The following is an 18,866-nucleotide window of genomic DNA, read 5'->3' as shown; positions in this document are numbered from 1 at the left end:
AAAAAGCTGGTGTTCACTTCTGCGCCCCGGACCTGAGCGGGCCGGGCGGCCATCCTGTAATAAAAGTTACGGGACGGGGCAGAAGGACGGAAGGTCGATGACTGCACCGGCCGGGCACGGATCAAACGTGAAGATCACCAGGGTGCCCAGCACAATGATGACGGCCGAGGCGATGTAAAGCACCGTCTTGAGCGTCATGCGCGTGCCGTTGCGTTCGGCGTAGTCGTTGATGATGGTGCGCACGCCGTTCGTTCCATGCAGCATGGCCAGCCACAGCATGGCCAGGTCCCAGATCTGCCAGAACGGACTGGACCACTTGCCGGCCACGAAGCCAAAGTCGATGGCGTGGATGCCGTCACCGAGCATGAGGTTGACGAACAGGTGCCCAAAGATCAGCACCACCAGCACCACGCCGGAGACACGCATGAACAGCCAAGCGACCATCTCAAAGCTCGAGTGCGAGGACTTGTTGCGCTTGTACTTGGGCGTCTCCGCGCTGTTGGAACGCGGCGCGTCAATAACCTTGGAACTCATTTAGTGCCCCCCGAAGAAATTGGAGAAGACAATGGTGAGGTGGCGGATCAGGAACGGAACCATCACCACAACCCAGGCGATCAGGACGGTCCAGAGCATCTGCCGCTGGTATTTGGGGCCCTTTTTCCAAAAGTCGATGGCAATGATGCGCAGGCCATTGAAGGCGTGGAACACAATTGCCGCGACCAGTGCGGCCTCGCCCAATCCCATGATGGGGTTCTTATACGCCCCAATGACTGCTGTGTACGCTTCCGGGGACACCCGCACCAGGGAGGTGTCCAGGACGTGCACCAACAAGAAAACGAAAATCACTACACCGGTAATCCGGTGTCCCACCCAGGACCACATGCCTTCACGGCCGCGGTACAGAGTGCCAGCTGGTTTTGTCGGCACTGAATAAACCTTCCTGCATCACCGTGACGCTGGCGTGGTTCCACGCGGGGAAACGCACACGGCGTGAGCACTCATAACTTTGCCTAAACTTAGGCTTCGCTTACAGCATATTCAACTTAGGCACTCCTTGCCCTATGCGACATATCACACTGCCTTGCCGGCAAGGAGGTGTAGGGGGTGTCCGCATCATCCCCCAGCACGACGCCGGTGTGCCCCAGCCGCGCCGCCGAGCTGAAGTTTCCCGCCAAAGCAAGGTGTTTTGCCGCCCATCGCTTAGGGTGGGCAGTGATGAATACGCAAAACTCGGACGCGTCCGCCCCGTCCGGAACCAGCCCGCTCGACAAGTTTTTTGCCGTGATTCCGGCCGGGGGTGTCGGGACCCGGCTGTGGCCCCTGTCCCGGGCGGCCGCGCCGAAGTTCCTGCATGACCTCACGGGCAGCGGAAGCACGCTCATCCGAGCCACCTATGACCGGCTGCTGCCCATCAGCGGCAACCGCATCCTGCTGGTGACCGGCGAGGCCCACCGCGAGGCCGTGTGCCGGCAGCTGCCGGAACTGGCGGACGACGACCTGGTGCTGGAGACCGAACCGAAGGATTCCGGCGCCGCCATCGGCCTGGCCGCCGCCATCCTGTTCGTCCGCGATCCCGAAACCATCATGGGCTCCTTCGCCGCGGACCAGGTGATCAGTCCCGAGGACAAGTTCCAGGACGCCGTCCGCGAGGCAATCCACACCGCGGCCACCGGCAAGATCGTCACCATTGGCATCAAGCCCACGCACGCGTCCACCGCCTTCGGCTACATCCGGATGGGGGCCGCGCTTGAAGTTGACGGCGCCCCCAGCGCGCACGAGGTGGCGCAGTTCGTGGAGAAGCCCAGCCAGGAGATCGCCGAACAGTACCTGGAAAGCGGGGACTACAGCTGGAACGCGGGCATGTTCGTGGCCCCCGTGGAGCTGCTGCTGCGCCACCTCAAGGCCAACGAGCCCGTGCTATATGAGGGGCTGATGGAAATTGCCATGGCTTGGGACACCCCGGACCGGGTTGCGGTGAAGAACAGGATCTGGCCCACCCTGCCCAAGATCGCCATCGACTACGCCGTGGCTGAACCTGCCGCGGACGCCGGCGACGTCGCCATGATTCCCGCGGACTTCAGTTGGGACGACGTGGGCGACTTTGCCGCCATCGCCCGGCTCAGCAGTGCCAAGGAAGTCAAGGACGTCAAGGTCATTGGCGAGGGCGCCCGCGTCTTCACCGAGGACAGCACAGGCATCGTGGTCACCGACACCAAGCGTGTCATCGCCTTGATCGGCATCCAGGATGTGGTGGTCGTGGACACCCCGGATGCCCTGCTCGTCACCACACGCGCCCACTCCCAACTGGTCAAGCGCGCCGTCGACGGGCTCAAGGCTCAGGGCGACATGGACGTGTTGTAGTCCCCGCGCCCTCCCCAGCTTCATCCCTCAGCCGGGGCCCCTCGGGCGCGTGGGCCCATCCACCGGCACCCTAACATCGTTCCTCCCCAGCCGCTCCGGCACCCTAACATCGTTCCTCCCCAGCCGCTCCGGCACCCTAACATCGTTCCTCCCCAGCCGCTCCGGCACCCTAACATCGTTCCTCCCCAGCCGCTCCGGCACCCTAACATCGTTCCTCCCCAGCCGCTCCGGCACCCTAACATCGTTCCTCCCCAGCCGCTCCGGCACCCTAAGCTCGTTCCTCCCCAGCCGCTCCGGCACCCTAAGCTCGTTCCTCCCCAGCCGCTCCCGCACCTCGCAGGCTCGGCGCGTGGGCCCAGTGCCCGTGCCATGTCGCCCGGGGACCGCGTAATGCGGCGTTCGCCAATGACGCCCCAGCGCCACGACATGGCTAAGGTTTGTTCTGTGCGCAATTACTCGCTGGAAACAGAACCCACGGAATTGGTCAGCCCCTGGCTGGAGCCGCTGATCGGGCAGGTCATCGAATTCCGCCGCGACCTGCATGCCCACCCCGAGCTTTCCTTTCAGGAGCACCGCACCACCTCCGCCATTTACGACCGGCTCACCGCCGCCGGGCTTTCCCCCCGCCGCCTGGACGGCACCGGCGTCGTTGTTGATGTTGGCGAAGGCCCCATTACGACGGCGTTGCGCGGGGACATCGACGCCCTCCCCATCATTGAGGAGACCGGGCTGCCATTTGCCTCCCGCAATCACGGGGTAACCCACGGCTGCGGCCACGACTTTCACACGGCCGCGATGCTTGGTATTGCCCTGGTGCTGGCCAGGATGCACGCGGACAAGCCGTTGGGCGGCACCATCCGCATCATCTTCCAGCCCGCCGAGGAAACACTGCCCGGAGGGGCGCTGGCCTGCATCGACCAGGGTGTGCTGGACGGTGTGCCGCGCATCATGGCCCTGCACTGCGACCCCCGCATCGAAGTGGGCAGGATCGGCACCCGGATCGGCCCCATCACCAGCGCGTCGGACACCATCAAGATTGAGTTGACCGGCAGGGGTGGCCACAGTTCCCGCCCACACCTGACCGAGGACCTCGTCTTTGCGCTGGCCCAGATTGCCATCAACGTCCCCGCGGTGCTGTCCCGCCGCGTGGATGTGCGCAGCGGCGTGTCCATGGTGTGGGGCCAGATCAGCGCCGGCTCGGCACCCAACGCGATCCCCGGCCACGGCATCATGAGCGGGACCATGCGCTGCCTGGACCGGGAGGCCTGGCATTCGGCGGGGGAACTGCTGGATGCGGTGGTGCAGCAGGTGGCGGCGCCCTACGGTGTGGACGTCCACCTGGAACACACCCGAGGCGTGCCCCCGGTGGTCAACTCCGAACACGAAACCGCACTCATTGAGGCTGCGGCCCGTGCCGAGCTCGGCGAGGATTCGGTGGTGCTGGCCCCGCAGTCCATGGGCGGAGAGGACTTTGCCTGGTTCCTGCAGGGCGTGCCCGGCTCGCTGATGCGCCTGGGCACCCATGCTCCCGGCGGCGAGGAGTACGACCTTCACCGCGGCGACTACATTGTGGACGAACGGGCCCTGTCCGTGGGGATTCGCGTGCTGTGCGCCGCCGCCCTGCGGACCTTGCGCAGCGCCTAACCCCGGCGGAGCGGCACTTTCCGGCCCGTCGGACGCGGCCGCCCTCGGCCCGTCGGACGCGGCCGCCCTCAGCACGTCGGGCAGGACCCGGCGGCTGCGTCGTTTCGAGACCCATGCGGGTACCCGGCGTCGGGCCGACTTTTTCCTCCTCGGTCCACGGGGTCCGAGGCCCCGGGAGCGAACAACCCGCGGTGAGATTGCAAGGAATTGGAGGGCTCGAAGACTTTCGGAGCCTCGGTCGCGGGCGGCCTCCGGCCAGGGCCCGCAAACGCGACGGAACCGCGGCGAGTTTGCGAGCAGGGGGAGGACCTGTGGACTGACGCCGTCCTGGAAAAAATTCCGGCTCCGCCGCCGTTTGTTATGCGCCGCGCCCAGGGGCAGTGGCGCGCGTAGGGAAATTCCAGTTTCTGTATGCGCAGCCCCAGGTGCCGGCATGGCGCATGTTGCCCTGCTGCGCAGGGCTGACTGGCTTGCGCTGCGCATAAAGTTTCTGCAATTCCGGCATGCGCAGGACCGGGCATGTCGGCGGCGCATAAGGAAACCTCGCTTCAGCGATGCCCAGGGCTGGACAATCCGATGTGCGTATAGTGGCGGTCCATGTGTCTGAGGTGATGTGAGTGTTTTGCTTGGCCATGGTTGGCGGTTCGTCGTCTGGTGCGTGTGCCCTGAAGCCGTCAAAGTGTGGGGCAGGGGGGCGTTGTGGTCATTCGCTGGCGTTGCGGACACTCCCTGGTGATTGCGGGGGCTTATTACCATTCGCGCACGGTGCACCGGGGGCGGTTATTACCATTCGCGCACGGTGCACCGGGGGCGGTTATTACCATTCGCGCACGGTGCACCGGGGGCGAATGACCCCGGCTACCCCCTGCACCCAAAAAGTACGGCGCCTGCTCGTTTTCCGGTCCGGAGCCGGCACCAAGTGGCGGAGCGGATCTACGGCCGGAGCCGAGCCGGTGATGCGTATTGTGCACAATCGAGTTGTGCACAATCTAATTCAGGGGTAGGCTTCCTACATGTCCGAAAGAACCATCCTCCAGCACCAGGTCTGCTTTTCCCTGTATGCGGCCTCCCGTGCAGCCACTGCCGTGTACCGGCCCATGCTCCAGGAATTGGGGCTGACCTACCCGCAGTACCTGGTCATGCTGCTGTTGTGGGAACGCGACGGCGTCTCAGTGCGGGAACTGGGGGAGGAGCTGGAACTCGATTCCGGTACCCTCTCCCCGCTGCTCAAGCGCATTGAGTCGGCCGGGTTGCTGGAACGCCGGCGCGAGCCCGACGACGAACGCAGGGTGGCAGTCCACCTCACCGCCAGCGGCGGGTCCCTCCGGCAGCAGGCCGCAGCCGTTCCGGCACACATTGCCGCGGCCGCAGGCCTGACGCCCGCCGAGCTGAACCAGCTGAACCACACGCTGGCCAAGGTCACCGGCGCCCTCCATGCGGCCGCCGGCGGCATCGCCGTGAGCTCCCCAGCCGGAAATGACGCAGCCGGAAGCAGCCCCGGCACCGCGGGCACCCCAAGCAACCACTAATCAAACCACCGAAGGAACACTTCCATGAATGTTTTGTACACCGCCCGCGCCCTCGCCACCGGAGACGGCCGTGATGGCCAGGCCCGCACGGATGACGGCAAGCTGGTGGTCGACCTGGCCTCACCGGCGCAGATGGGCGGCGACGGCAACGGCACCAACCCCGAGCAGCTCTTTGCCGCCGGCTACGCGGCCTGCTTCCACTCGGCCCTGCGCGTGGTCGCCCGCCGCGCCAAGGCCGACGTCACAGGCTCCACGGTCCGCGCCGAAGTCGACCTCGGCTCCATCGGCAGCGGCGCGTTCGGCATCGGCGTCCGGCTGGAGGTCTCGCTGCCCGAACTTGACGCGGAAGAGGCCCGGACCCTGGTCGACGCCGCCCACCAGGTGTGCCCCTACTCCAACGCGACGCGCGGCAATGTAGACGTCCAGCTCACCCTGGCTGCCGCGGGGGTGGCCGCATGAGCGCCGCCCCGCTGACCTCCCGCGAAATCCAGCTCGCCTCCCGCCCCCACGGCTGGCCCGTGCCGGAAAACTTCCGGCTGACGGAAACCCGGGTTCCCGAGCTCGAGGAGGGCCAGGTCCTGGTCCGGAACCTGGCCATGAGCGTTGACCCGTACATGCGCGGGCGGATGAATGACGTGAAATCCTACAGTGCCCCCTTTGCACTGGATGCCGCGCTCGACGGCGGGGCCGTGGGTGAGGTGGTTGCGTCCAGGAGCGATGAGCGCCGGAAGGGCGACGTCGTCGTCCACGGCCTGGGCTGGCGCGACTACGCAGTACTGGCGGCTGCTGCCACCAAAAAGGTGGACCCTTCCCTGGCCCGGCCCACGGCCTTTCTCGGCGCACTGGGCATGACCGGCCTGACAGCCTATGCGGGACTGACGCGGGTGGCCGACTTCGCACCCGGGGACACCGTGTTTGTCTCCGGTGCGGCCGGCGCCGTGGGCTCGCTGGTCGGCCAGATCGCCAAGGCCATGGGTGCCGCCCGGGTCATTGGCAGCGCCGGGTCGCCGGAAAAGGTGGCGCACCTGCTCGAGCTCGGCTTTGACGCAGCCTTCAACTACCATGACGGCCCGGCCAAGGAACTGCTGCGCGGGGCGCTGGGGGAGCAGGCCGGCATTGACGTCTACTTTGACAATGTGGGCGGCGAACAGCTGGAGGCCGCCATTGCCGTGATGAATCCGTTTGGGCGGATTGCCCTGTGCGGCGCCATCTCCGTGTACAACAGCACGGAGGCTCCCACCGCGCCGCGCAACCTGGCCACGGCCATCGGCAAGCAGCTCACGCTTCGCGGCTTCCTGGTCGGGGCACACCAGGACCTGGCCGGCGAATTCGCGGCAAAGATGTCCGGCTGGCTGGCGGCGGGAACGGTCCGCTTTGACGAAACCGTCGTGGAAGGGCTGGAGAACGCACCGCAGGCGTTCATCGACCTCATGCGCGGCGCCAACACCGGAAAGATGCTGGTCACCCTGCCATAGGGGTGCGGACCCGCCGCAGGGACACGGATTGGTAACGGTTCCCCAACGATGCCCCGTTGCGGCGGGCATCCGGCTACCGGGCGGTAGCAACTGCCATTAGTGTGTTGTCTAACACTGCGCAGTAGGCCGGGGGTGGCCGCGCAATTATCACCTTATGGAGGAACCTTTGAAAAACAACATCTCGGGCACGTTTAAGCGCGGGGCCACCGTTGGAACCGTGGCCCTGGGAGCAATGGCGCTCCTGCTCACCGGTTGTGGACAGGCCCCGGCACCCGCCGGCGGCGGCGGAAGCACCAGCGGCAACGCCGCCGCAGCCAACTACCTTGGCTGCATCGTTTCGGACGCCGGCGGATTTGACGACCAGTCCTTCAACCAGTCCTCGTATGAGGGCATGAAGAAGACGGTCACGGACGTGGGCATCAAGATGAAGGAAGCCCAGTCCTCCACGAAGTCCGACTATGAGCCGAACCTGAACCAGATGGCCAATGCCGGTTGCAACCTCACGTTCACCGTCGGCTTCCTGCTGGCGGATGCCACCAAGAAGGTTGCCGCCGCCAATACGGACCTGCACTTCGCCATCATCGATGACAACTCCATCAAGGCGCCCAACGTCAAGCCGGTGGTCTACGACACGGCCCAGGCCGCCTTCATGGCCGGCTACACGGCGGCCTCGGTCTCCAAGACCGGCAAGGTGGGCACCTTTGGCGGCATCAACATTCCCACGGTCACCATCTTCATGGACGGCTTCGCCGAAGGCGTGGCGTACTACAACAAGCAGCAGTCAAAGGATGTCAAGGTCCTCGGCTGGAACGTGGACACCCAGCAGGGCCTGTTCGCGAACACCTTTGACATCATCCAGGAGGGCACCAAGGCCACCAACAACCTCATCGGCGACGGCGCCGACGTCGTCATGCCTGTTGCCGGCCCGCTGGGCAAGGGTGCCGGCGACGCCATCCTGGCCGCCAACAAGGACGGCAAGGACGTCAAGCTGGTCTGGGTCGACTCCGACGGCTACCTGACGGCCCCCACCTACAAGTCCATCCTGCTGACCTCCGTCGTCAAGACCATGGGCGAGGCCGTGGAAACGATCGTCAAGGACGACCTGGCCGGCAAGTTTGACCCGGCCCCGTACATCGGCACCCTGGACAACGGCGGCGTGGCCCTGGCCCCGTTCCACGACCTGGATTCGGCCGTCAGCGCGGACACGAAGAGCCAGCTCGACACCATCAAGAAGGGCATCATCGACGGTTCCATCAAGGTCCCCTCGAAGTCCAGCCCCAAGTAAGACGTCCACCACCTGCTGCGCCGTACCGACAGCCCACCCGGGCTGCCGGTGCGGCGCACAGTCGGTTGGGCGCCGTCCGCCCGGCATGACCTGCCGGCGGCGGGGCCCGCACCGGCTTTCCGCAACTTTTTACAAGACGGGTTAAAACCTTGAAACTTGAACTCAGGGGCATCACCAAAAGCTTTGGTGCCCTCGTGGCCAACGACCACATAGACCTGGTGGTTGAATCGGGTGAGATTCACAGCCTTCTGGGCGAAAACGGCGCCGGCAAATCCACCCTGATGAACGTTTTGTACGGCTTGTACGAACCCACGGCCGGCGAAATCCTGATCGACGACAAACCCGTAATGTTCGCAGGTCCCGCCGACGCCATGGCCGCCGGCATCGGCATGGTCCACCAGCACTTCATGCTGGTCCCCGTCTTCACCGTGGCCGAAAACGTGGCCCTGGGCGGGGAAACCACTGGCTTTGGCGGCATCCTGAACCTGGACGACACCCGCCGCAAGATCCGCGAAATATCTGCCCGCTTCGGCTTCGATGTGGACCCCGACGCGCTCGTGGACGAACTTCCCGTGGGCGTGCAGCAGCGCGTGGAAATCATCAAGGCGCTGGTCCGCAACGCCAAAATCCTGATCCTGGACGAGCCCACGGCCGTGCTCACCCCGCAGGAAACCGACGAACTCATGGACATCATGGGCCAGCTGAAGTCCAACGGCACCTCCATCGTGTTCATTTCCCACAAGCTGCGCGAGGTGAAGGCGGTCTCCGACACCATCACCGTGATCCGCCGCGGCAAGGTGGTGGGCTCGGCCGATCCCGGCGCCGCAACCACCGAGCTGGCCTCCATGATGGTGGGCCGCGCCGTCAGCCTCACCCTGGACAAGGCCGACGCCGAACCCGGGGAAGTCACCTTCAAGGTCAGCAACCTGACGGTCATGAACGACGCCGGCCAGCGGCTCCTGAACGACATCTCCTTCTCCGTGGCCGACGGCGAGATTCTCGCCATTGCGGGAGTCCAGGGCAACGGCCAGACGGAACTGACCGAGGCCGTCCTGGGCCTGCACAAGCACATCCAGGGCTCCATCATGCTCGACGGCAGGGAACTGGTGGGCCGCAGCGTCCGCCAGGTGCTCGACGCCGGCGTCGGCTTTGTCCCCGAGGACCGGCAGGACGACGGCCTGGTGGGCGAGTTCTCCATCGCCGAGAACCTGGTGCTGGACCTGTACACCCAGGAACCGTACTCGCGGTGGGGCTCCATGAACCGGGCCGTGATCGCCAAAAATGCCAAGGAAAAGGTGGCCGAATTTGACGTCCGGACCCAATCGTCCCAGGACGCCGCGGACACCCTGTCCGGCGGAAACCAACAGAAGGTGGTGCTGGCCAGGGAACTGTCCCGGCCGCTGAAGCTCTTCATCGCCTCCCAGCCCACCCGCGGCGTGGACGTCGGCTCCATCGAGTTCCTGCACAAGCGCATTGTGGCCGAGCGCGACGGCGGCACGCCGGTCATCATCGTCTCGACCGAACTTGACGAGGTGCTCGAGCTCGGAGACCGTATCGCCGTGCTGTACGCTGGCCGGCTCATGGGCATTGTGCCCGGGAAATCCAGCCGCGAATTGCTGGGCCTGATGATGGCGGGGCTGCCCGCCGACGAGGCACAGGCACAATTGGACGCACCCGCCGCAGGCAGCTCCGGTGCCGGAGACGTTGCCCCCGCCGGAGACACCGAAGGAGAGCGCTCATGAGCGAGACGCAGACAGTGAAGGAACCCACGCCCCCGGCCAAGGAGAGCCAGGGCTCGCAGGTGTTCCGCGAGATCATGAGCGGCAGCGCCATGATTTCCGTCCTGGCAGTGTTCGTGGCACTGGTGATCGGTGGCATCCTCATTGCCGTCACCGACCCCCGTGTCTCCGCGTCCTCCGGCTATTTCTTTGCGGATCCGGGTGCCACGCTCTCCGCCGTTTGGTCCGCAGTCTCGGAGGCTTATGGCGCGCTGTGGCGCGGTGCCACCTACGACCCCACGGCACGCACGTGGCAGGGCCAGCTGGGCATTTTTGAAACCCTGACTTTCGCCACCCCGTTGATCCTCTCCGGACTGGCCGTTACGCTGGCCTTCCGGGCCGGGCTGTTCAACATTGGCGCGCAGGGCCAGATCCTCCTCGGTGCGACCTTTGCCGGCATCATCGGCTTCCAGATGCAGCTGCCGCCGGTCATCCACCTGCTGGCCGTAATCCTGGCCGGTGCCATCGGGGGAGCCATCTGGGGCGGCATTGCCGGATTCCTCAAGGCCCGGACCGGGGCACATGAGGTGATCGTGACGATCATGCTCAACTACATTGCCGTGTCCCTGGTGCTGTACCTGTTGAAGAACCAGCTCAAGGCGCCCGGCAGCACCAACCCCATCAGCGCGCAAATGCACGACACCGCCCTGTTCCCGCTGCTGCTGGGCCCGAACTTCCGCCTCAACGCGGGGTTCATCCTTGCCATCCTTGCCGTGATCGTCGTGGCCTGGCTGCTCAACCGCTCCACGCTCGGCTTTGAATACCGTGCCATCGGTGCCAACCCGAAGGCGGCCAGGACGGCGGGCATGCTTGTCTCGCGCGGCTACACCACCGTCATGCTGATCTCCGGCGCACTGGCCGGGCTGGCGGGCGTGGCCCAGATTGCCGGCACGGAAAAGACCCTTGATTCGGACATTGCCGGCTCGATCGGCTTTGACGCCATCACCGTGGCACTGCTGGGCCGCTCCAAGCCGTGGGGGACGTTCTTTGCCGCCCTGCTGTTTGGCGCCTTCAAGGCCGGCGGCACCTCCATGGCGGTCAACGCCGACGTTTCCATTGACATCGTTGCGGTGGTGCAGTCACTGATCGTGCTGTTCATCGCCGCCCCGCCGCTGATCCGTTCCATCTTCAGGATCAAGGCCGTTCGCCGTGAAGGAGCCAGCGCATGAGCGTCACAGCCAACATCAAACCCTCGAAGGCAGTGGACCGCGTCGCCATCCGCAGCTGGAAAAACCCCATCCTGCTGGGTGTCCTGGCCTTGTTTGCCGTCGTCGTCTTTGCCCTGCTGGGACCGTCCGGGGACGCCACCTTCCGCATCTCCCAGGACAGCGACGTCTGGCAGGTGCCCAACCTGGTGCTGCCGACAAAGGTGTTTGGCATTGTCGTTGCACTCCTGTGCGTGGGACTCGCCGTCACGGCCTACCGCCAGATGAAACAGGAAGGCCGCATTGCCAAATGGGTGACCATGGCCTTCGCCGTCGTTTTTGTGGTCGGCCTGCTGGTGTGGATCATCGGCGGCACCAAGACGCAAAACATCACCCTGGTGGGCTTGTTCACCGGTGCCATGCTCATCACCACCCCGCTGGTTTTTGGCTCGCTGTCCGGCGTGCTGTGCGAACGCTCCGGCGTGGTCAACATCGCCATCGAGGGGCAGCTGCTGGCCGGCGCCTTCACGGCGGCGCTGGTTGCCTCCATCACGCAGAACGCGTTTGCCGGACTGCTTGCCGCGGCCGTGGCCGGCATGCTGGTCTCCTTCCTGCTGGCCGCCTTCAGCATCAAGTATGTGGTCAACCAGATCATCGTCGGCGTGGTGCTCAATGTGCTGGTATCCGGGCTGACAGGCTTCCTGTTTGAAAAGATCATGAAGACCAAGGTCGACGGCGTCACCATCTACAACCAGCCCGTCCACCTGCCGGACCTTCCCATCCCGTTCCTGTCCGAGATCCCCATTCTGGGGCCCATGCTGTTCCGCCAGTCCATCATCGGCTATTTGATGCTGATCCTGGTGGCGGCGATTTGGTTCGGGCTGTTCCGCACCCGCTGGGGCCTGCGCATACGGGCTGTGGGGGAGCACCCCAAGGCGGCGGACACGGTGGGCATCAACGTCAACCGCACCCGCTTCCTGAACGTGCTGGCCGGCGGCGCCATCGCCGGCGTTGGCGGTGCCTACTTCACCCTGGTGGCCGTGAGCAGCTTTAGCAAGGACATGACCGGCGGCCTGGGCTTCATCGCCCTGGCGGCGTTGATCTTTGGCCGCTGGAACCCGATCGGCGCGGCCCTGGCCGCACTGCTGTTCGGTGTCGCCGGCAACCTCCAAAGCATCCTCTCCCTTGCCGGCACGCCCATTGACGGGCAGTTCCTGGCGATGCTCCCGTACGCGCTGACCATCCTGGCCGTGTCAGGCTTTGTGGGCAAGTCCCGGGCGCCCGCCGCCGACGGCGAACCGTACATCAAGGGTTAGGGGAAGCAGGTGGACACCATGGACAACACCACGTCCGACGCCGGATCCCCGGGTTCCGCGTCCGACGCCGGATCCCCGCTGGGTGCCTTGGGCGGCGGCATCGCCCAGGCTGACTGGGATGTGCTGCACGCGGCTGCCACGGCTGCCATGGGCCGCGCCTACGCGCCGTACTCGAAGTTCCCCGTGGGTGCCGCCGCCCTGCTCGAGGACGGACGCGTGGTCTCCGGCTGCAACGTGGAAAATGCCAGCTACGGGCTGACCCTGTGTGCCGAGTGCACCATGGTGGGCGCGCTGCAGATGGGCGGCGGCGGGCGGATTCGCGCCTTCTATTGCGTGGACGCGGCCGGCACGGTGCTCATGCCGTGCGGGCGCTGCCGCCAATTGTTATACGAATTCCGGGCCCCGGGCATGGTGCTGATGACCAGCAGCGGAATCCGGACCATGGACCAAGTCCTGCCGGATGCCTTTGGTCCGGACAACCTCGAAAAGGAGACACCGGCATGACCACCATCTACAGCGGACCGGACTTCGACGCCGTCGACATCATCCGGACCAAGCGGGACCGCGGCACGCTCAGCGCCGACCAGATCGCCTGGACCATCGACGCCTACACGCGCGGCACCATCGCCGACGAACAAATGGCCGCCCTGAACATGGCCATTCTGCTCAATGGCATGGACCGGGCCGAGATCTCGCAGTGGACCACGGCCATGATCAACTCGGGGGAGCGCCTGGCGTTCGCCTCCCTGCGCACCCCGGCGGGCGTGCCCATGGCGACCACCGACAAGCATTCCACCGGCGGTGTCGGGGACAAGATCACCCTCCCACTGGCGCCACTGGTGGCCGTGTTCGGCGTGGCCGTCCCGCAACTGTCCGGCCGCGGCCTGGGCCATACCGGCGGAACGCTGGACAAGCTGGAGTCCATCCCCGGCTGGCGGGCGGACCTCAGCAATGAGGAGATGATGCGCCAGCTCTCCGAGGTTGGTGCCGTGATTTGCGCGGCCGGCGCGGGCCTGGCACCCGCCGACAAAAAGCTCTACGCCCTGCGCGACGTCACCGGCACGGTGGAGGCCATTCCGCTGATTGCGTCCTCGATCATGAGCAAGAAGATCGCCGAAGGCACCGGCGCGCTGGTCCTGGATGTCAAGGTGGGCTCCGGCGCCTTCATGAAGAGCGTGGACATGGCGCGCGAACTGGCCGAGACCATGGTCGCGCTGGGCAAGGATGCCGGCGTGAACACCGTGGCCCTGCTGACTGACATGTCCACGCCGCTGGGTTTGAGCGCAGGCAACGCCATCGAAGTGGAGGAATCCGTGGAGGTGCTTGCGGGCGGCGGTCCGGAAGACGTCGTCGAGCTGACAGTCAGGCTGGCGGAGGAGATGCTTGAAGCCGCGGGCGTGCACGGCGCGGACCCCGCAGCGGCGCTGCGGGACGGCCGGGCCATGGACGTGTGGCGGCGCATGATCTCCGCCCAGGGTGGCGACCCGGACGCGGCACTTCCCGTGGCCCGGGAGTCCGAGGTGGTCTACGCCCCGGCCGACGGCGTCCTGGTGGGGCTGGACGCCATGGCCGTGGGCGTGGCCGCCTGGCGCCTCGGCGCCGGGCGGGCCCGCAAGGAAGACGTCGTTCAGGCGGGGGCCGGGGTGCGCATGCACGCCAAGCCGGGCGCCCTGGTCCGTGCCGGCGAACCGCTCATGACGCTCCTTTCGGATTCCCCGGAGAAGTTCGTCCGTGCCCGCGAGGCGCTGGCGGACGCGGTGACCATCGCCCCGGAAGGCTCGCGGCCGGCGTCGAGGTTGATCATCGACCGCATCAGCTAGTACCGACGCCGTATCACCTTTGGCGCCATTTTCGCCGACGCGGTATCACCTTTGGCAGGCTTTTCGCGAACGCTTGGTGATACGGCGTCGGGCTATGGCGCGCCAAGAGTGATACGGCGTCGGGCTATGGCGCGCCAAGAGTGATACGGCGTCGGCCCGGGATGCGCCAAGAGTGATACGGCGTCGGCCCGGGATGCGCCAAGAGTGATACGGCGTCGGGCTATGGCGCGCCAAGAGTGATACGGCGTTGGGGGCTCATCCCATGGTGTGAGGGACCCGGTCAAATGTAGGCCGCAAGATGGATGCCGGACCCCAGCAGACGTGGGAAACTAGTGAGTGACATCCCGCCAGAGGAGAGGAACCATCCCCGGTGGATTTTTTGCACATCATCGATCAGATCAACTATGTCATTGCGCATTCGTCCGCGCAGTGGTGGGTCATCCCCATGGTGAGCTTGTTCTGCTTGATCGACGGCTTCTTTCTCTTTCTGCCGAGCGAAACAGCCATTGTGGCACTGGCCTCCATTTCGCTGCGCACCGGTTCCCCCAACATTTGGCTCCTCATGGCCGGAGCTATCATTGGCGCCGTCATTGGCGACAACATCGCATATTTCCTGGGCAACAAGCTCGGCACCACGCGGTTCAAGTGGATGCGCAAGCCCCGGGGTGCAAAGGCGTTTTCCTGGGCCGGCCGTGAACTGGAAAAACGCGGTGCAATGCTGATCTTCACCGCCCGCTACATTCCCGTGGGCCGCATTGCCGTGAACTTTACGGCCGGCGCCACACACTTCCCGTGGCGCCGCTTCGTATTTCTGGACGGCATCGCCGTGGTGACCTGGGCAGGCTATTCAGTGGCCGTGGGAACCTTTGCCGGCCGCTGGGTGCACCACAACCCGCTGCTGGGAGTCGGCATTGCCATCGGCTTTGCCATCGTCATTGGCTTCATCGTGGACCACTCCATGAAGCTCCTGCATGGATACCTGGAAAAACGCGGCAAACTGGCGCCCCGCCCGGAGCCCGGGTCCGTGGCAGCTCATCTTGCAGCCCAGGCACTGGCTGAGCCGGACTCCGCCGCCGAGGTGGCGGCCGGGAAGGCGGCCCCTGACGGCGCTGATGCGGCCGGCACCCCTGTTTCCACCGGTACCGCTGGCACCCCTGTTTCCACCGGTACCGCCGGCACCCCTGTTTCCACCGGTACCGCCGCTCACGCAGCCGGGACCGCTCACGCGGCCGGCACCGCTGCTGCCGCCGCCTTTGCGGTTGCCGCAACGTCCGCGGCCGTTCCGGCCGCGGCGGCGGGCCACGGAGCCCAGGCAGGCGCCACCGGGCCAGGCAGCCAAGGCACCACCGGGCCAGACAGCCAAGGCGCCCCCGGGCCAGGCACCCAAGGCGCCCCCGGGGCAGGAACCCGGGCAGCCGGCGTCGTACATGGGGGCACCGACGGGGCACGGGATACGCCCTTAGCGCACGGAAGCGGCAAGAAGTAGCGCGCACCCCTGTTACCTCCCTAAAGTGGGTTCTGTGACTAAGCTAACTACAGACCAGCATCCCGAATCCGTGCCCGCAGTGGAACTGAAGTCCCTGCCCAAGGTGTCCCTGCACGACCACCTTGACGGCGGTCTGCGCCCGGCCACGATCATTGAGCTGGCCGCCGAGGCGGGCCATGAACTGCCCTCCACTGATCCGGAGGAACTGCGCCAGTGGTTCCTGGATTCCGCCGATTCCGGCTCCCTGGTCCGCTACCTGGAAACGTTCGACCACACCATTGCCGTCATGCAGACCCACGACGCCCTGGTGCGTGTGGCCCGCGAGTTCGTCGAGGACCTGGCGGACGACGGCGTGGTGTACGGCGAGGTGCGTTGGGCGCCCGAGCAGCACCTCACCAAGGGGTTGACGCTCGACGAGGTGGTCGAGGCCGTGCAGGAAGGCCTGGAGGAGGGCATGGACGCCGTGGACGAGGCCGGCGGCTACATCGAGGTGGGCCAGCTGGTTACCGCCATGCGCCATGCCGACCGCGGCTCCGAGATCGCGCAGCTGGCCGTGCGCCACCGCGACAATGGCGTGGTGGGCTTTGACATTGCCGGCGCCGAGGACGGCTTCCTGCCCTCCCGCTTCACCGAGGCGTTCACCTACCTGGCCGAGAACAACTTCCCGGCCACCGTACACGCCGGCGAGGCAGCCGGACTGGACAGCATCCAGGACGCGCTGGTCCACGGCCGGGCACTGCGCCTGGGCCATGGCGTGCGCATCGCCGAGGACATCCACCTGGACGTCCAGGAAGAGGACGGGCACGACGTCGGCACCGTCTCCCTGGGCGATTTGGCCCAGTGGGTCCGGGACCGGCAGATCCCGCTGGAGCTGTGCCCGTCATCGAACCTGCAGACCGGGGCCGTCGCCGCCTTTGGCACCACCATTGGCGAGCACCCCATCGACCTGCTGCACCAGCTGGGCTTCAACGTCACGGTCAACACGGACAACCGGTTGATGAGCGGGGTTACGCTGACGGGCGAGTTTGAACTGCTCGCCGACACGTTCGGCTACGACCTGGAGACCATCCTGGAGCTCACGCTCAATGCCGTCCATGCCGCCTTCCTGCCGATCGAGGCGCGCGAGCAGCTGGCCGACTACATCATCGAGTGCTACGACGACGTCATGGACGGTGATGACGAGGACTGATCCACCGGAACCCTCGTGCGGCACCGCAGTTGGCGCAGCCGCGGCTGTTGAACGCCTGGCCGCGGTCATTTCCGAGCTGCGGGAGCACTGCCTGTGGACTGCGGCGCTGACCCACGGGTCGTTGATCACCTATCTAGTGGAGGAATCCTACGAGCTGGCCGATGTCGTGGAGTCGCCCGGCGCCCTGGACGTTGAGGCGCTCAAGGGCGAGCTGGGCGACATCCTCTACCAGGTGATGCTCCACACCCGGCTGCAGGCGGAAGCCGGCGGGTTCACGTTAGCCGACGTGGCGGACCACCTGCGCGAGAAGCTGATCCGCCGCAACAGCCACGTGTTCCACCCCGACGGGACACTGCGGGATGGGTTCCCGGACTCGATCGCGGAGATCGAGCGCAACTACGCAGCGGAAAAGGGCCGGGAGCGTTCGGGCTCGGAATCGGTGTTTGATTCGCTGCCGGCGTCCCTGCCCGCTCTCGCCCTGGCCGCGAAGACGCTCGAACGTGCTGAGGCCGCAGACGGCCACGGTGAAAGGGCTCGTCGAGATCAGGCCGCCGGTGGGGACTTGCGAGCGGTGGGCGCCGGTGCGAGCCTGCGAGCGGTGGGCGCCGGTGGGGATCGAGATCAGGATGCCGTTGATCCCGGTGATCGAACCCGTCGAGATCCGGCAGCCGCTGCCAACGCTCCGCATTCGGAGGACGAGCTCGGGGAGCTGCTGTTCGACGTCGTGCGTGCGGCGCAGTCACGGGGCCTGGATGCCGAACGCGCACTCCGCTCGGCAGTCCGCCACTTTCAGGCGGCGCAGACTTCCGCGGGGTGAGGTACGAACAAGGGGCCGGTCAGGTCATTGTCAGCAGGTCTACCTGCTGCCAATGACCTGACCGGCCCCCGCGCTGTGGCTGGGCGGCTTAGTCCGCGAGCAGCTTATAAATGGCACGGCGTGCGGTGTCCAACGCCCCGGTGGCTGCCTTGACCTGGTCCTCCGTCCCGGCCATGCCGATCTGCTGCACGGCCCCGGCCAGTTTGCCCATGCTCTGGCGCAAGTCCGTGCCGGCGCCGGCTTCCTCATTGACGTCGGCCCAGACCGCCGCCATCTCTTCCGGGTGCCCGGCGACATAGGCGCTGCCGGCTTCAGTCAGCCCAAACTCGGTTCGCTTGCCGTTGCCCGTTGACTCGATCAGGCCCTCGGCCTGCAATGCGGCCAGCGCAGGGTAGATGGACCCGGGGCTGGGCCGCCAGGCGCCGTCGGTGTGGGTGGCAATCGCGCCGATCAGGCCGTAGCCGTTGTAGCTGTGCTGACCGAGGAGGGACAGGATGGCGCTGCGGACGTTGCCCTTGCGGACACGCCCGCCACGGCCAAAGCCGCCCCGGAGTCCGGGGCCGAAACCCATGCCTGGACCGAATCCGGACCCGAATCCAGGGCCAAATCCTTGCCCGAAGCCAGGGCCAAAGCCGCCTGGCCCGCCCCGTGGGCCGCCCCGGCGGGAACCGAACCCACGCGGGCCGCGGTCTCCGGCCTCCGCGCCGTCGTTGTTGTCCGGGTCGCAGTCCGGCCCGCCGCGGTGCGGTCCGGAGCCACGGCCATGGCGGGGGCCGTGCCGGTCGTCGTGACCTGCATTGCCGGGGAGGTCGCCGCCGTCGTTCCCGGGTGTGGGGAAGTCGCCGTTGGCGTCGGGGGAGTGGTGATCGTGGTGGTTGCGTTCGTCCCGTTCGGGGGAGCCGCTGCGCGGATGTGGATTGTTAAACGTGTTCATTGTCATTGCCTGTTCGTTGAATTTTGTGGTGGCGTCCGGTTGCATACCGGAACATCGCGATACTTAACGATATATCGTTATATTCGG

General features: G+C 66.1%; 18 protein-coding genes. 14 read left to right on the top strand and 4 right to left on the bottom strand.

The window, feature by feature from the left end:
- Positions 1 to 66 precede the first annotated feature (66 nt).
- On the bottom strand, positions 67 to 534 hold the full coding sequence (locus CVV68_RS06565; protein ID WP_110500201.1) for a succinate dehydrogenase hydrophobic membrane anchor subunit: 468 nt from the start codon (positions 532 to 534) through the stop codon (positions 67 to 69).
- Positions 535 to 927, bottom strand: coding sequence for a succinate dehydrogenase, cytochrome b556 subunit (sdhC, locus tag CVV68_RS06560; protein ID WP_110500200.1), 393 nt, complete (start codon positions 925 to 927; stop codon positions 535 to 537).
- A 288-nt stretch (positions 928 to 1,215) separates the two neighbouring features.
- Between sdhC and CVV68_RS06555 the strand changes: the two genes are divergently transcribed.
- The gene (locus CVV68_RS06555) at positions 1,216 to 2,361 is read left to right on the top strand and encodes a mannose-1-phosphate guanylyltransferase (RefSeq protein ID WP_110500199.1); all 1,146 of its coding nucleotides are present in this window, start codon (positions 1,216 to 1,218) and stop codon (positions 2,359 to 2,361) included.
- A 27-nt stretch (positions 2,362 to 2,388) separates the two neighbouring features.
- Here CVV68_RS06555 and CVV68_RS06550 read toward each other — a convergent pair whose 3' ends face one another.
- The gene (locus CVV68_RS06550; protein WP_110500198.1) at positions 2,389 to 2,694 is read right to left on the bottom strand and encodes a hypothetical protein; all 306 of its coding nucleotides are present in this window, start codon (positions 2,692 to 2,694) and stop codon (positions 2,389 to 2,391) included.
- Between the two features lie 111 nt (positions 2,695 to 2,805).
- Between CVV68_RS06550 and CVV68_RS06545 the strand changes: the two genes are divergently transcribed.
- The 13 genes from CVV68_RS06545 (at position 2,806) to CVV68_RS06485 (ending at position 17,845) form a co-directional block, all read left to right on the top strand.
- Positions 2,806 to 4,005 (top strand): amidohydrolase, encoded by a 1,200-nt coding sequence (locus CVV68_RS06545; protein ID WP_110500197.1) that lies wholly within the window; start codon positions 2,806 to 2,808, stop codon positions 4,003 to 4,005.
- A gap of 1,013 nt (positions 4,006 to 5,018) precedes the next feature.
- Entirely contained in the window at positions 5,019 to 5,534 is a 516-nt protein-coding gene (locus CVV68_RS06540) for a MarR family winged helix-turn-helix transcriptional regulator (RefSeq protein ID WP_110500196.1), read from the top strand.
- Between the two features lie 24 nt (positions 5,535 to 5,558).
- Positions 5,559 to 5,993, top strand: coding sequence for an organic hydroperoxide resistance protein (locus CVV68_RS06535; RefSeq protein WP_110500195.1), 435 nt, complete (start codon positions 5,559 to 5,561; stop codon positions 5,991 to 5,993).
- Positions 5,990 to 7,009: an NADP-dependent oxidoreductase gene (locus CVV68_RS06530; RefSeq protein WP_110500194.1), complete on the top strand. Its 1,020-nt coding sequence runs from the start codon at positions 5,990 to 5,992 to the stop codon at positions 7,007 to 7,009. The genes CVV68_RS06535 and CVV68_RS06530 overlap by 4 nt, the downstream gene beginning before the upstream one ends.
- Before the next feature lie 154 nt (positions 7,010 to 7,163).
- A complete protein-coding gene (locus CVV68_RS06525) occupies positions 7,164 to 8,294 on the top strand; it encodes a BMP family lipoprotein (protein WP_110500193.1) in 1,131 nt (376 codons plus the stop codon).
- Positions 8,295 to 8,443: 149 nt separating this feature from the next.
- Positions 8,444 to 10,036 (top strand): ABC transporter ATP-binding protein, encoded by a 1,593-nt coding sequence (locus CVV68_RS06520; RefSeq protein ID WP_110500192.1) that lies wholly within the window; start codon positions 8,444 to 8,446, stop codon positions 10,034 to 10,036.
- Positions 10,033 to 11,241: an ABC transporter permease gene (locus CVV68_RS06515; RefSeq protein WP_110500191.1), complete on the top strand. Its 1,209-nt coding sequence runs from the start codon at positions 10,033 to 10,035 to the stop codon at positions 11,239 to 11,241. Before CVV68_RS06520 ends, CVV68_RS06515 begins: the two co-directional genes overlap by 4 nt.
- Positions 11,238 to 12,533: an ABC transporter permease gene (locus tag CVV68_RS06510; RefSeq protein WP_110500190.1), complete on the top strand. Its 1,296-nt coding sequence runs from the start codon at positions 11,238 to 11,240 to the stop codon at positions 12,531 to 12,533. Before CVV68_RS06515 ends, CVV68_RS06510 begins: the two co-directional genes overlap by 4 nt.
- 18 nt (positions 12,534 to 12,551) lie before the next feature.
- Positions 12,552 to 13,037 (top strand): cytidine deaminase, encoded by a 486-nt coding sequence (locus CVV68_RS06505; RefSeq protein WP_110500282.1) that lies wholly within the window; start codon positions 12,552 to 12,554, stop codon positions 13,035 to 13,037.
- Complete coding sequence (locus tag CVV68_RS06500; protein WP_110500189.1) at positions 13,034 to 14,353, top strand: thymidine phosphorylase; 1,320 nt, start codon at positions 13,034 to 13,036, stop codon at positions 14,351 to 14,353. The genes CVV68_RS06505 and CVV68_RS06500 overlap by 4 nt, the downstream gene beginning before the upstream one ends.
- Before the next feature lie 370 nt (positions 14,354 to 14,723).
- Positions 14,724 to 15,839 carry a DedA family protein gene (locus CVV68_RS23810; RefSeq protein WP_245933385.1) on the top strand — a complete coding sequence of 372 codons (1,116 nt, stop codon included), beginning with the start codon at positions 14,724 to 14,726 and terminating at the stop codon, positions 15,837 to 15,839.
- 34 nt (positions 15,840 to 15,873) lie between these two features.
- Positions 15,874 to 17,028 carry an adenosine deaminase gene (locus CVV68_RS06490; RefSeq protein WP_110500281.1) on the top strand — a complete coding sequence of 385 codons (1,155 nt, stop codon included), beginning with the start codon at positions 15,874 to 15,876 and terminating at the stop codon, positions 17,026 to 17,028.
- Positions 17,015 to 17,845 carry a MazG nucleotide pyrophosphohydrolase domain-containing protein gene (locus CVV68_RS06485; protein WP_110500188.1) on the top strand — a complete coding sequence of 277 codons (831 nt, stop codon included), beginning with the start codon at positions 17,015 to 17,017 and terminating at the stop codon, positions 17,843 to 17,845. Before CVV68_RS06490 ends, CVV68_RS06485 begins: the two co-directional genes overlap by 14 nt.
- Before the next feature lie 88 nt (positions 17,846 to 17,933).
- Here CVV68_RS06485 and CVV68_RS06480 read toward each other — a convergent pair whose 3' ends face one another.
- Positions 17,934 to 18,779: a PadR family transcriptional regulator gene (locus CVV68_RS06480; protein WP_110500280.1), complete on the bottom strand. Its 846-nt coding sequence runs from the start codon at positions 18,777 to 18,779 to the stop codon at positions 17,934 to 17,936.
- Between the last annotated feature and the right edge of the window lie 87 nt (positions 18,780 to 18,866).

This window comes from Arthrobacter livingstonensis (assembly GCF_003219815.1).
GTDB lineage: Bacteria > Actinomycetota > Actinomycetes > Actinomycetales > Micrococcaceae > Specibacter > Specibacter livingstonensis.
The sequence above is the reverse complement of the archived record's forward strand: the minus strand, read 5'-3'. Positions and strand labels throughout refer to the sequence as shown.